This is a genomic window from Cupriavidus sp. NPDC089707 (assembly GCF_044748965.1).
Lineage (GTDB): Bacteria > Pseudomonadota > Gammaproteobacteria > Burkholderiales > Burkholderiaceae > Cupriavidus.
Genome location: NZ_JBIVHB010000006.1, coordinates 202,828 through 215,854 on the forward strand (window position 1 = coordinate 202,828; position 13,027 = coordinate 215,854).

Here is a 13,027-nt window from a genome sequence, read left to right on the forward strand (position 1 = left end):
GCGCGCTGCCGCGCATGGGCCACCATGATGCCATCCTGTCCCGCTGTAGGACTGGCGCCGATTTCGGCAGCGCCATGTGCTGCCTAAGCTGGATGCATATTCCCCCAACCGGCGACAGCCATGGCCAAGACGACGCGACAGGACTCCGGCGACAGCCGCACCGCGCGCCAGCAAGGCTGATTCCGGCGGGAAGGCGGACAAGGAAACGGACTAGGAAGCGGACTAGGAAGCGGGCAGGGAAGCCGGCGCCGCCACTCCCGCCAAGGCACCGAAGCCACCGCGCGGCGTTGCCGCTGGCGCTGGCGCTGGCGACGCAGTTGGCCACGCTGGTCGACAAGCCTCCGGCCGACGCCGCGGCCTGGCGCTATGAGATCAAGTACAAGTAGGCACCTAGCCTCACGTTGCCATTCAAAGGCTTGCCTGGCAAGGCTGCCTCAAAAGAGTGCTGCCTTTGGAAATTGACCGGTGTTGCGTTTGCTCGATGCGTTGCCATTCGTATGACCGCGTACGAAGTTCGTCAGCGTTGCTTTTCCGCCATGCTGACTGGCGTCTCAGGGTCCGCTACGGAAGTTCGACGCGGCAGCGGGGTCGGCGACCGACGGACTTCCGAGTTTGTTAAGGATTGTTTGATGCCTGCCCTCGTCTGCAGGACGGTGAGACGCGGGGGCGCCTGACGTTTGGTACGTAAGCGGCAGGATCGTACGCGAGATCAGGTTCCAGTCCGCGTTCAGCGATATCGGCACCACGGGCTGGAAGTTCATCGTCAACCGTTCGCCGTCATGGGCGGGACCGATGCCGCGATCGTAGTTGAACTGAAACGGTACGCTGATCAGCGCGGCGACGGGGTTGCTGAGCTTCTTCGCAAGATCGGCCGAGTCTTGCGCAATGGTGGGCGAGCTCAGGCCTAAGGACATTAGACCTAGCGCAGCCATGCGAGCTGGAAAAGTGGTGACGAAGAACATGAGAGAGGTAGTTCCAATGCTGCGCGCTGGGGCTCTACTGGCCCTTCTGCCACCCCGAATTCGGGGTGGCAAGGCAGGATTGCCAACTTACCGAACGCGGTTTTCGGTCTGAAGCGGCAGCACAAGGTTCATGTTGTTCTTCAGGTCCAGTGCGAAGATACCGTTGAGCTTCCCTACGGCGGCCTTGTCGCCAGTGATCTTTGCCTTCCCTGCGCCCAGCAGGTCATCAAGCGAAGACTTTCCCGAGGCAAAGGCCAGCAGGTCTGCCTGGGAGATTTCCAGTGTTGCATCGGGCTTCTTGGCTTGCAGGCCGGAGACCCGGTTCAGCACGCCGTTGTGCAGGTCCAGCCCGAACTTGGCACCACCAGCCAGGTTCAGATTGATGGTCGCATTGCCGGCCTTCTCCGCCTTGATCTGATCGACGAGCATGCCGAGGTAGTTGATGAAATGCTCCGGCGGAAGTCCGGCAATCACTTCCGGTGACGAGGTGCTCAGCTCGTTCTTCACGTTGCCACCTTGACGCAATTCGACGGCGGCGCCCAGATACCAATTGCGGTACAGGGAGTTCTCCTCCTGATAGCCCAACTGCTCAAGCGCGTCCGCCATCAGGAAGTTGACATTCTGGTTGCCGCCCTCATAGGCAACCACGTTGTTAAGCAGATCCGACGCGAATCGATAGTCCCCCTTCTGGAAACTCGCCGTTGCCAGGTCAAGCACCTTCTGCGCCCCACCCATGGCTTCAACGTATCGCTTACCGCGTTCAGCATCCGGATACCTGGCGAGTTCGGCCGCATTGCCGCTGTACCAGCCAAGGTTCCGTACGTACGTCGACTTCAAGTTGTTGCGTGTATGCCCGTAATAGGGCCGGTTGTCCCATTGGTTGAACACCGCCTTGGGCAACTGTGCGTTCTCGGCAATGTCATCGGGTCGGTAACCATAATTGGCATAGCGAAGCGTCGTGTCATAGAGAGACTGATACACATCGCGCTGATTCTTCAGGTACTCGACTACGTTCTTGTTACCCCAGACAGGCCAAGTGTGGGGACCGAAGTTGACCTCCACTTCGCTGCCCCATCTTGCCAGCGCCTCGCCAATATACTTGGCCCAGACGCTGGCATCGCGTGTCTGGGCGCCGCGCAGGGTGTAAATGTTGTGCTGCAAATGGTTGACGTCCTCCGCCATGGACAGGGCCTTCCATTGCGGGATGTACATGACCATTTCCGCCGGAGCTTCCGAATGCGGCGCCAAATAAAAGACGAAGTCCACCCCATCGATGGTGACCTTCTGACCGTCCTTGGTGATCGACATGTTCGGGATTGGCAGGCCCGACTTGCCATTCGCGAGCGCAGCGCCAAGCGAGCCGGTAATGATGCCTCGCTCGCCGGGCTTGAGCACATTGCCGTATTGATAGCCGGCACGCCGAGACATAATGTTGCCGGCCGTGACGTTTTCGGCAATGGCTTCCTCCAAGAACCCTTGCGGTGCAACTAGCGGGATTCTTCCGCTTTTGAAATCCTCGGGCTCGGCAAGCCCCGCAGCATAGACGCCGTCGATTCCGCCGAAGTGGTCAGCATGACTGTGAGAAATGATCACGCCTTTTAGCGGTCAAAGGAGCTTCTTCAAGAACAACGCCTCGTGATATTGATGCGCGCCTTGATGCTGTTCCGCACACGGGGCGAACGACATTGGCAACTATGGCCGACCTCGTTGTCGGCAGTGGGTCGGAAATGCCTGTTGCCCTTGGAGGTCGCCCGGAGAAATCAATCCAAGGTCCGCGAAATCTCGCCTGCAAGACGTAGTAGGTCTTTCTTAACAGACTCGACCTGACCACGCCGAAGTCGCTTGAGGTAGCTAAATAGCTCCCACATGAGCCCTCGTTCGCCGTTCACATAAACGGGGAACTCCGCCTTATCGATCGTCGGCAAGTCACTGACTCTTGAAGACAAGAAGCTATTTCTGTTTGCAAGTTCGATGTACGGTCGGCGAAGCTTAAACCTCGATGTCGTTGAGGTGCCGATTACGCTGAACTCGACACTGGTGAAGTTCAGGAGAATGCATTTCGTGAAGACGCTGAAATCATCGTAGTGGCCTGAAAAACTCCAGAGCACGTCTTCGTCGGGGATCAATCCCCGTAAGCCATCTGCGATCTCGCCAACCTCCTCGTCTCGCGCGTAGACGATGAGATCCAGATCGGACATTCGGTCTGCCGTGCCCTTTGCGAAAGAGCCAACAAGCGCAGCTCCTTGACATCGTTCATCGTTCCGCAGGAAATTTGTTATCTCTTTTAGTCTTTCCATCTGAAGTGCCGTATCGTCGAAACTGGCTGGTAAAGGCAAATCAAGTGGCAATGGCATTTCAGATTCTCCACAGGAAGAGGTAATTCCGTTTGCGCACGCGGCAAAGGATATCCTTGACACTGAAAACGGAGCGAACAGCCTACCCGGGCGTAAGCCATCTTTCAACGCCATTCTGAGGACCTTGGCGCCGTGCCAGGGTGGCCGCTAATGCTTTGCCAATTGCTGAACGAAGCGCCACCGTCAGCTTGCTTGCCGATGAGCTTGATGAACTGCGTGGCGGGATGTTTGCCGCCGCGCTGCTCCTTGGGCAACGCGTCCTCGGCCTCGATCATGTAGCGGCGGGCCCAGCATGCAAGGTGCACCAGCCGATTTGCTTGCGCGATGTTGTTGTATGGCTCTTATCCCATCCGTCATCAATGCCGCGCCTGGCTTGATGCCGGCATAGAGCGCCGCAGCTTGCTTCGCCGCCCGTGTTGGGCTATAGGCAAACAGCCGTACCGGCGGATCCGAGCCGTTCATCCGCGCCCACAAGTAGCTCTTGCTCTGCGCGAGCCGAACGGCTTCCTTGAGGAACTGCACGCACCAGGCCAACGCAGATTCGGTCAGCAAGCCCTTGGGGATAGGCATCCCGGTGCAGGTAGACCTTCAGCCCTTCGTCGATGCGGGGGGCGAAGGTCCGCTTGCCGTTGATCCCGACACGGGTAACCATCACCGACGCCGTGCTCCACCGCGGCTGTCGATGGGTAGGCGTCCCCACCGCGCCGAGTCGCCCCGACCAGCACGACAATGATCGCCGAATCCGTTGGGCCGCGGCATTGGCGTGCACATTTTGGACGCCAGGAAGACGGCGCAGCGCGAAGTCGATCCCCGAGCAATGGCAATGAGGGTTGCCAAGCAGTCCGTCGCTCGGACCAGCGCCCCGGATGCCGTTCGTCCAGTCGGGCGCAAGCGCCAAATCACTAAAGCTCGGGGGGCGTATGGACGGTGCGCGGCGTGGACGTGGACCTGACGCAAGAAGAGATGTTGATCCAACAACGAGCCGCCATGCGTGGTCGAGTGAGGAGACTCTACTTTCGTCGGCCGTCGAAAAACAAATACTTGATCAATGCGCCCACGCCAAGCACCAGCAGCAACAGTATCAGAAGTCCGAAGAGCCCCATGCCCCACATCATGCCGCCGCTCATCATCCCGTTCATCATGTCACTCATCGTCCGCTCCTTGCGTTGGACCTCATCGGTTATAAGAAGGGATAGGACCGGCCGGCCTCAATATAAGCGATATTTGCCAATCGCCCCCCTTGGTCAAACTTGCTACGGAGCGGAGAATGCCGCGCCAATTTGCCGCGATCGTTTCACTTCCTCGCCGTGCAGGTAGATCGAGGTGGTTGAAATTGACGCGTGGCGCAGGTTGTCCCGGACGGTCGTCAATTCCGCGCCGCGCGCCAGCGCATGGGTCGCATGAGTGTGCCGCATCCAGTGGGGACTGGCCTGTTCCAGCGCGCCGGCGTCACCGGCAGGCCGCGCTCCCCCTAGATAGCGGTCGAGCGCCACGCGCGCCAACGGGTGCAGCGCCACCTTGCCCGGCTTCACGCCCTTGCCGACGAGGTTGAGCCAATGGTCGCCATGACGATCGCTTTCAATGCCGCCGAGGGTCGCTCCGACGAGTTCGCTGGCGCGCAGACCTGTCGCGTAGCCAAAATCCAGCACGACGCGTAGCCGCTGCGCCGCCGACGCGTCCCAGCCATACGACCACTCCAGGCCGTCGGCAATGGTGCGGATCAACAACCATTCGCCTTCCGTGAACGCGTGTGAGCTATCCAACGGCGCGGCCCGGCCGCTGCCGCGTACCTTGATGCCGGCGAACGGATTGGCCAGCACGTAGCGCTGCTGGATCAGCCAGCGGAACATGGCCGCGAGCACGGACAACGCATAGGCCATTGAGCGAGCCGACAGGCCTTGCGTGAACGGGCGCCACTCCGGCGACGTGCACGGCCGTGGTGGTGCCGCCCAGCGCCTGTGCGGCGTTGGCCGGCGCATGAAACTGCGATAGGCAATCGCGTCTTCGGTGGTCAGCGACGACAGCGGCCGTTGGCGCTCAACGATCGCCCACAGGATCAGGCGCTCAGCCTCCTTCCGATAGGCGCGCTGGGTGGCCGGCGACTCGTGCAGCGCCAGCCAAATAGCTTCACAAATGCGCCATAGAGCGTCCGCCTTGCATCACCTGAGCTGACCCATGAGATTGTCCAAGGACCAACCCAACGCGATTGATCACGCGACCAGCGTCAAAGCGGGGCTTGCCGCCTTCAGGGGCAATTCTGCAAAGTTGCAGTTGTTGGCGTGAGGTAGCCCTCGCTACCCGGATGGCCGAACACTATTCCGAAAGGTCCCTCTTGGTAGCGCCAGTTGCAGCAGCGGCGAGTGAGGCCCGCTCGGACGCGGGCCGTCCATGGAAGCGTGGATTTGTGACAGCCTTCAGTGCACAATTCCGGAATGAGAGCATCTCTGCATCCAACCCGGACCGTTGCCATGGGTTTCCTGCTGGCCATCGTGGCAGGCAGCATACTGCTGATGTTACCCTGGTCCCGTGTCGATGACGAAGGCGTGCCGTGGCTGACCGCATTCTTCACCGCAGTCTCGGCGGTCTGCGTGACCGGCCTGGTGGTCGTGGATACGGGAACTTACTGGTCCGGCTTCGGCCAGGCAGTCATTTTGGTGATGTTCCAGCTTGGCGGCTTTGGCATGATGACCGCGTCCACGCTACTGGGCCTAATGGTCAATCGCTCGCTGCGATTGCGGACCAAGCTAATTACTCAGGTCGAGACCCATACGATCGGCCTTGGCGACATCGCCGGCGTGGCCAGGCTGGTGCTGGTGGTGACATTGAGCTTCGAGATTGTCATCGCGGTGTGGCTAGCCTCGCGGCTGTATTTCACCTATGACCTCCCCTGGCGCGAGGCAGCATGGAATGGCTTGTTTCATTCGATCTCAGCCTTCAACAACGCTGGCTTCTCAACCCACGCAGACAACCTGACGCGCTACGTGGCCGACTTATGGATGCTGGGGCCGGTGATGGTGGCAATCGTTGTCGGCGGCATTGGGTTCCCGGTGCTGCACGATTTGCGGAACAAGATATCCGATCCGCGTCGATGGTCCCTGCATAGCAAGCTCACCTTGTCCGTTACGGTGGTGCTGCTGATCACCGGCTTTCTTGGCCTGCTATTGTTCGAATGGAACAATCCGAGGACGCTCGGCGCGATGTCATCTGCAGGGAAGCTGTTGTCCGCAATGTTTGCCTCAGTCTCCGCTCGCACCGCCGGATTTAATTCGATCGACATCGGTGCGCTGACCCATGAAAGCCTGGCGCTGCATTACTTCCTGATGTTCGTCGGCGGAGGCAGCGCCAGTACCGCCGGCGGCGTCAAAGTCGGCACCGTCGCAATCCTGGCGTTGCTTGTAATTGCCGAGATTCGCGGGCGCGGCGACAGCGAGGCATTCGGGCGGCGAGTCAGCAGATCGGCACAGCGGCAGGCGATCACCGTGCTGGTATTGGGAAGCGCCTTGATTACGCTGGGAACGCTGACCATCCTGTTCGTTACCGAATTGCCGACCGATCAAGTCATTTTTGAAGTCATTTCGGCCTTCGGCACCGTTGGCTTGTCGACAGGCATCACGGCGGACCTTCCCGCTTCCGGCCAACTTACGCTGATAGCGCTCATGTACGCTGGCCGGGTCGGCACCATCACGCTCGCGGTATCTCTGGCGATGGGCGAACACCGCACACCATACCGCTACCCGGAGGAGCACCCAATTGTTGGCTAGATTGTTTACCGAGCAATTTGCGTTCTCTGCAGGCGACAGCGTCGTAGTGATCGGGCTCGGGCGCTTTGGCAGTTCAGTGGCGCAATCGCTTATCCGCCTGGGCCACGATGTCATGGGCATCGACAAGGATGCCGATCTTGTACAGCGCTGGTCGAATGCGTTGACCTGCGCAGTCCAGGCAGATTCGACCGATGTGAACGTGATGCGCCAGCTACGGAGGCCCTCCATGCCGCCGAGACAAGGAAGTAGGTCGCGACTCCGACGACGACGGCCATGATTGCCAGCCCGAGCAGCAGGGGCTTGCCGACGCCTAGGACTCGCCGAGTCACCATACGAAACCAGCTTTCGTCGGCCGGTTCGTGCTTGCCTCTGCGCCTCGTGCCGGCGGAGCATCGACCGGTTCCCCGAGAATCGCGCTGCCTACGCGCCAGGCGGCATAGTAAATCGGACCGAAGGTCAGCGGATTGGTCACCAGGGTGCTGGCTACTGCGGCGGGCACGTTGGCGCGCAGCGCCACCGCAGCGGCTGCGCTCCGTGGTATCTGTGCCAGCGGGATCAGCAGGCCGAAAAAGAATCCGAGCGCCATGCCGAGCGCCAGTCCTCGCCGGCTCATGTGCCACAGTCTAGGGACAGTTCACAAATAGAAAAGACCATGCAAAAACTCGGTGCCATGCTGCACCAACGACCTCAACCACATCCGCTGCGCTCATATCCATACCCATCACTCGCGCTGCGGTGTAGATGGCCCCAAGCCGATCTTCAAGCTGCCATCCATAACGTCTCCTCCATTCCTCTGAGCTCGGATTCGCAATCGACTGTGCGCCACTACCACGGCATGCAATATTGGATCCCAGCGTCGCTTCGCGCGCCTGCATGCGCCGTTACTGAGCAAGGCGGCTTCTTAACGCGCGCGAGAATCAGTCTGCCGTCGTAGCACCGGATTCGCCTGCACGTTCTTCGGTCTCCGGCTTCAGGCGCCTTGCATAGATGAAGCCCCAGGTAAGCCCACTGACAGCGGCCAGAGCGGATGCCAACAGCACACCAAGCTTAGCAGCGCCAAGGAGGTTGGCATCCGAAAAGCCAAGCGTGGCGATGAAAATGGACATCGTGAAGCCGATCCCCGCCAACAGGCCAATCAAGCAGACGCCGCCCCATGTCACGCCTGGCGGCAGTTTGCACCAGCCCAGACGCACGGCACACCAGCTGACCGACACAATGCCCAGTGGCTTGCCGACAATCAGTGCAACCGCCACACCGAGCAGCACACCTTTCGAGCTGCCCACCCCGAGATCAACGCCATCGAGGCTGACTCCCGCGTTTGCCAACGCAAAGAGCGGCATCACGAGATACGCAACCCAAGGATGGAGCGCCATTTGCACGCGCGTCACAGGCGGCAGCACCTCGCGCTGCGCTTGGCGAAGTTGCTTGAGTGGTGCTGCGAGATGCTCGGCCTGCGGTGCCGGACCGCGCGCGCGCACCCGAAGATCATGAAGCGCTTGGGTCGCAGCGTCCAGGGGCCTCTCTCGCGTACGGCCAGGAAGCGCCGGGGTCATCATGCCGAGCACAACGCCAGCGAGGGTGGGGTGGGCACCCGTTTTCAGCATGCCCCACCATAGAATGGCCCCGGGGATGATGTAAGCGTAGGCGCTCCCCACACCGATCCATTGCAGCCCCAGAACCATCAGAATACCTGCACCGGCAACCAGTAGCCCCGAATAGTCCAGCCCGGCGGAAAAGGCTACCGCTATGATCATTACGGCGACGATATCGTCGATAATCGCTAACGCAAGCAGGAACACACGAACATTGCCGGGTATCGCTTTGCCAAGCAGTGCCAGCACGCCGACGGCAAATGCAATGTCGGTCGCGGTCGGTATCGCCCAACCCCGGCGCTCGGGCATCTCTGCGTTCATCGCAAGATACAGCAATGCCGGGGCGATCACGCCGCCGAGCGCTGCCGCCATAGGTAGCGCTGCCAGCTGAAAGTTCGCCAGCGCGCCTTCATGGATCTCGCGCCGGATCTCCATTCCCACCACAAGAAAAAAGATGGTCATGAGGGCGTCGTTGACCCAGAAATGCAGTGACTGCGACACCAAATAGGGACCAATTCCCACCGACAGCGGGGCATGCCAGAGCGCGTGGTAACTGTCGGCTGCTGGCGAATTCGCCCAGAGCAGCGCGATCCCGGCGGCGGCCAGCAACACAATGCCGCTTACGGCTTCGATATGAATGAAGTGCTCAAGCGCCGAGAAGGCCTTTTCAGCCAAGGCCTGCGCGCGCGGCAACTCCTGTTGGGATGGGGGGCGATCCAGGGTCATAGAAGATTCGCGTTGGCGGCCCGACCAACGCGTCAACCTGTCTCACTGCAATGTGCAGTGCTGACACCCTATGGCGATTTTACGTGAAAGACTGACCGGTCTCGCACTAGACGCGCACCTTACGCGTCTGGCCCGTACAGTCCAGTTAGCTGGAATCAACACAATTTCACGGTTCCACCGGCGCAGGCTGACTTAGCCGCCGGTGCACAGATCGACAGCGGTTTCGGTATGCGGCCGCGGATAAGGTGTGGTCGCCCCGGCGGGCCGCTTCGCCAAGCAAGCTGCCATCTGGTACACACATCTTTATGTCTTGTGAGGGGCTGGTATCCACCACACAGCAGACTTGCCCCTTCGCCACGCAAGCATTCTCCTGGCGTCGCGCCGGACAAGCCGCCAGCATCAGCGCGAGGGTAGTTGCCGCCAGGCATGTCAAAAAAGTGTTGATTCATATTTTGGACTCAGTTCAGCAAAGGCGCCGTCCCTCAGATGCTTTGTCCAAGCGCCGAATAGCGACTGAGTGTCATCGCATATCGACCGGCAGCGGAAAGACGATGGTCGAGCTTTTTTCCCCAGTGATCTGCGTGAGCGTCTGCAGATAGCGCAACTGCATCGCCTCAGGGGCTTTGGCAAGCATCTGAGCAGCCTCGAGCAACTTCGTCGAAGCCTGCAGTTCGCCTTCGGCGTGGATCACCTTGGCGCGGCGTTCGCGTTCTGCCTCGGCCTGGCGGGCGATGGCACGAATCATGTTCTCGTTGAGATCGACATGCTTGATCTCGACGTTTGACACCTTGATCCCCCAGCCTTCGGTCTGGCCATCGAGCACCTGTTGGATTTCGGCATTGAGCCGCTCGCGCTCGGCCAGGATCTCGTCCAGCTCATGCTTGCCCAGGACGGAGCGCAATGTGGTCTGCGACAGCTGGCTCGTGGCATTGAGGAAATTGGCCACCTGGATGATGGCGAACTGAGCATCAACGACTCGGAAGTACACGACCGCACTGACTTTCACTGAAACGTTATCGCGCGAAATGACGTCTTGCGGCGGCACTTCCAGTACCACGGTGCGCAAGTCAACTCTCACCATCTGCTGGACCATCGGCAGGACCAGTACCAACCCGGGGCCTTTGACCTTCCAGAAGCGACCGAGCATGAAGACCACGCCCCGTTCGTACTCTCGCAGTACGCGGAAGGATGAAATGACAAGCAGGGCTCCCAAGACGGCGATGCTGGTGGCGCTGACGACGAATTCCATGGTTGCGCTCCACTGACTGACGCTTCCAACGTTACAAAGGACGAGGTCGATGCGTCCTACCATCGTTGCACCACTTAATGGCAATTCCCGACCCGACCAGGCTACCAGGCTTTGCCGTGCGGCGTCCGCCTCTTCAGTCTAGGAAAATGTGCTGCAAAAGCCCAGGGACGAGAACGCGTTAGAACCGTCGCGCCGCATACCATGAACCACAACAGGCACCTTCGCGGCAACCTCGCGTCGAACTATTTGAGGCGTTATACATCCCTGCGAAAGCAAAGCCCTCGCGCCGGTCCCTTGGCTGCGCTCAACACAATGGCTCGTTCATACTTCTGATCTGGATATGCCATGCCCGCGACCATCCTGAAGGTGTGGTGGCGATCGTCGACTACATGCCGGTACGCCAAGGCATGTCCGATTCAAGCGCACGGGCGAATCTGATTCATATCGTATACGGCCGGCGCGGCAGGGTATGAATGAGAATGGACCTGACTCTGCGATTTGACTATGGGGCGACGGTGCCCTGGGTGACACGGCTGGACGGTGAACACGGCATACGCGCGGTGGCAGGACCCGCCATGGCGGTCTTGCGTACGCCCGTTCCTTTGCACGGCGAGGACCTGTCCACCGTTGCTGAGTTCACTGTGGAGGCAGGACGGGCCGTGCCCTTTGTCCTGACGTACTCGGCCTCGCACCTCGCCACTCCGGCTGCGCCGGACGCGTTCGAAGAACTTGCGCGCACCCAATGCTGGTGGACGAATTGGTCGGCGCGTGCCGGACTTTTCAGATGGCGGACTCGAAGAATCCAGATTGGCGGAACTCGTGCTGCCGAAGATCACTATGTTGACTGGTGTCAACGGGAATATATGTCCGCACATCTCCCCGGAGCACCAGCAGCGCGGCTTTCGTGTCAGTCGCCGCCATGGCGGAATGCAACTGGGCCGCTGTAGTGACCGCGATGCCGTTGACGGCGAGAATCACATCGCCCGGCAGAATGCCCGCTCGGCGTGCTGCGCCCCTGGCTTGCTCAACCATCACACCCCCGTTTATCCCGCTTGCATAAGCCTCCGAAGCAGCAAGACGACGTACCTGGAGTTCCGGGCCATTTCCGCCTACGGCATCCGACTGGACGCGGTTCGCCGGGAAAGCGAGCGATGGAGGCGCGCCGATAACGACAACGACGGTTTGTAGGACCCCGTTTCGCACCACGTGCAGCCGGATCTTGCTTCCCGGTAGCAGGTCGCTGACCGCCATTGCCAGCGCCATCGCGTCGGCGACCCGGGCATCGCCAATCTGTACGATCACGTCGCCAACCTTCACACCCGCTTGCGCGGCGGGGCTGTCCGGTTCCACCAAGTCGATCAACACACCCGCGACAGTCGGTAAGCCGAAGGCCTCGGCCAGGTCCTGATCGACATCCTGCACCCCGACCCCAAGGTGGCCGCGATTGACGTGGCTGGATGCGACGAGCTGTTGCGCGATGCGCATGGCCGGGTTGATCGGAATCGCGAAGGACAGGCCCTGGAATCCACCGGTCAGCGTGAAGATATGGGTACTGACGCCAATGACCTCACCATTAGCGTTGAGCAGCGGCCCACCGGAGCTTCCCGGATTTACTGCCACATCGCTCTGGATCAGCGGTATAGGCGCGGAGCCGGCCGTGATAGTTCGTCTGACGGCGCTGACAATGCCGAATGAGGCGCTGTTCTGGAAGCCGTACGGCGCGCCGATTGCTACGACCCAGTTCCCGGCGCGGACCCGTGACGAATCGCCTATCGTCACGACAGGGAGCTGATCGCCCTGAATCTGCAAGACCGCAATGTCACTGCGCAAGTCGCTTCCAACCACCGTGGCATCGAACTCACGACGGTCGGGCAGCTTCACGCGCACGAACCTGGCGCTCTCGACCACGTGCGCGCAGGTTAGGATCAATCCTGCCGGGCTGAAGATGAATCCTGAACCGTTGCCGCCAAGAACCTTCTGACCATTTTCTGATGGCGAGTATGCACCCGGGTATGCGCGTTGGGACCACCGGATACGGATATCACCAGGGGCGGGACCGGGAGTCGCTTGCCCGAGATAGGAACGCCCGTCCGAGCTCGCGCTGATACTCACGACAGCGCTACCGGATGTCCCGATCACGCGGGCAAGGTCCCCAGGGGGGACCATGCTTTGCCGGTCAAGTCCCTGGGCACAAGCCGCGACCATGACGGGCAACGCACACGCCAGAAGAGAATGCAGCATCTTCGTTCGATTTCGCGTAACGGCTACACAGCATCAAGGCGTGGGAGTCGTCCCCTTCACCCAGCACCATACAAGTTTGACGACGCTCGATCACGCCGGTTCCGGGTGGCGCCGTCCATCGCGCGGGCCGGTTGGGGGTTTT

Annotated in this window: 10 protein-coding genes and 3 pseudogenes; 2 read left to right on the forward strand and 11 right to left on the reverse strand. The window is 60.4% G+C overall.

Annotation, left to right across the window (positions count from 1 at the left end; translation table 11 throughout):
• Positions 1-551: 551 nt before the first annotated feature.
• From ACIP1U_RS12680 to ACIP1U_RS12705, 6 genes and pseudogenes are all read right to left on the reverse strand, one after another.
• The gene (locus ACIP1U_RS12680; RefSeq protein WP_400315147.1) at positions 552-962 is read right to left on the reverse strand and encodes a hypothetical protein; all 411 of its coding nucleotides are present in this window, start codon (positions 960-962) and stop codon (positions 552-554) included.
• An 87-nt stretch (positions 963-1,049) separates the two neighbouring features.
• The gene (locus ACIP1U_RS12685; protein WP_400315150.1) at positions 1,050-2,555 is read right to left on the reverse strand and encodes an alkyl/aryl-sulfatase; all 1,506 of its coding nucleotides are present in this window, start codon (positions 2,553-2,555) and stop codon (positions 1,050-1,052) included.
• Positions 2,556-2,722: 167 nt separating this feature from the next.
• Entirely contained in the window at positions 2,723-3,316 is a 594-nt protein-coding gene (locus ACIP1U_RS12690) for a nucleotidyltransferase domain-containing protein (RefSeq protein ID WP_400315153.1), read from the reverse strand.
• A 191-nt stretch (positions 3,317-3,507) separates the two neighbouring features.
• Positions 3,508-3,880 (reverse strand): annotated as a pseudogene (locus ACIP1U_RS12695) (transposase); the annotation flags it as partial.
• A 446-nt stretch (positions 3,881-4,326) separates the two neighbouring features.
• Positions 4,327-4,467, reverse strand: coding sequence for a hypothetical protein (locus ACIP1U_RS12700; RefSeq protein ID WP_400315156.1), 141 nt, complete (start codon positions 4,465-4,467; stop codon positions 4,327-4,329).
• 102 nt (positions 4,468-4,569) lie between these two features.
• A pseudogene (locus ACIP1U_RS12705) lies at positions 4,570-5,436 on the reverse strand (tyrosine-type recombinase/integrase); the annotation flags it as partial.
• 312 nt (positions 5,437-5,748) lie between these two features.
• Here ACIP1U_RS12705 and ACIP1U_RS12710 point away from each other — a divergent pair.
• Both ACIP1U_RS12710 and ACIP1U_RS12715 read left to right on the forward strand, forming a co-directional pair.
• Positions 5,749-7,077 (forward strand): TrkH family potassium uptake protein, encoded by a 1,329-nt coding sequence (locus tag ACIP1U_RS12710; protein ID WP_400315158.1) that lies wholly within the window; start codon positions 5,749-5,751, stop codon positions 7,075-7,077.
• Positions 7,078-7,153: 76 nt separating this feature from the next.
• On the forward strand, positions 7,154-7,354 hold the full coding sequence (locus tag ACIP1U_RS12715; RefSeq protein WP_400315448.1) for an NAD-binding protein: 201 nt from the start codon (positions 7,154-7,156) through the stop codon (positions 7,352-7,354).
• Here ACIP1U_RS12715 and ACIP1U_RS12720 read toward each other — a convergent pair.
• The 5 genes and pseudogenes from ACIP1U_RS12720 to ACIP1U_RS12740 all read right to left on the reverse strand — a co-directional run.
• A pseudogene (locus tag ACIP1U_RS12720) lies at positions 7,350-7,409 on the reverse strand (hypothetical protein); the annotation flags it as partial. The gene ACIP1U_RS12715 and the pseudogene ACIP1U_RS12720 overlap by 5 nt on opposite strands.
• Complete coding sequence (locus ACIP1U_RS12725) at positions 7,403-7,663, reverse strand: DUF2062 domain-containing protein (RefSeq protein ID WP_400315161.1); 261 nt, start codon at positions 7,661-7,663, stop codon at positions 7,403-7,405. The pseudogene ACIP1U_RS12720 and the gene ACIP1U_RS12725, both read right to left, overlap by 7 nt.
• A 331-nt stretch (positions 7,664-7,994) precedes the next feature.
• Positions 7,995-9,395, reverse strand: a complete 1,401-nt coding sequence (nhaA, locus tag ACIP1U_RS12730; RefSeq protein ID WP_400315163.1) for a Na+/H+ antiporter NhaA — start codon at positions 9,393-9,395, stop codon at positions 7,995-7,997.
• Positions 9,396-9,915: 520 nt separating this feature from the next.
• Positions 9,916-10,644, reverse strand: a complete 729-nt coding sequence (locus ACIP1U_RS12735) for a slipin family protein (protein WP_400315165.1) — start codon at positions 10,642-10,644, stop codon at positions 9,916-9,918.
• A gap of 780 nt (positions 10,645-11,424) precedes the next feature.
• Positions 11,425-12,885 (reverse strand): trypsin-like peptidase domain-containing protein, encoded by a 1,461-nt coding sequence (locus tag ACIP1U_RS12740; RefSeq protein ID WP_400315167.1) that lies wholly within the window; start codon positions 12,883-12,885, stop codon positions 11,425-11,427.
• Positions 12,886-13,027: the final 142 nt, after the last annotated feature.

What these genes read in the sequence shown, in the direction of transcription:
- ACIP1U_RS12680 (WP_400315147.1), bottom strand. Translation starts at nt 962, where the DNA reads ATGTTCTTCGTCACCACTTTTCCAGCTCGCATGGCTGCGCTAGGTCTA.
- ACIP1U_RS12690 (WP_400315153.1), bottom strand. Translation starts at nt 3,316, where the DNA reads ATGCCATTGCCACTTGATTTGCCTTTACCAGCCAGTTTCGACGATACG.
- ACIP1U_RS12700 (WP_400315156.1), bottom strand. Translation starts at nt 4,467, where the DNA reads ATGAGTGACATGATGAACGGGATGATGAGCGGCGGCATGATGTGGGGC.
- ACIP1U_RS12710 (WP_400315158.1), top strand. Translation starts at nt 5,749, where the DNA reads ATGAGAGCATCTCTGCATCCAACCCGGACCGTTGCCATGGGTTTCCTG.
- ACIP1U_RS12725 (WP_400315161.1), bottom strand. Translation starts at nt 7,663, where the DNA reads ATGGCGCTCGGATTCTTTTTCGGCCTGCTGATCCCGCTGGCACAGATA.
- nhaA (WP_400315163.1), bottom strand. Translation starts at nt 9,395, where the DNA reads ATGACCCTGGATCGCCCCCCATCCCAACAGGAGTTGCCGCGCGCGCAG.
- ACIP1U_RS12735 (WP_400315165.1), bottom strand. Translation starts at nt 10,644, where the DNA reads ATGGAATTCGTCGTCAGCGCCACCAGCATCGCCGTCTTGGGAGCCCTG.
- ACIP1U_RS12740 (WP_400315167.1), bottom strand. Translation starts at nt 12,885, where the DNA reads ATGCTGCATTCTCTTCTGGCGTGTGCGTTGCCCGTCATGGTCGCGGCT.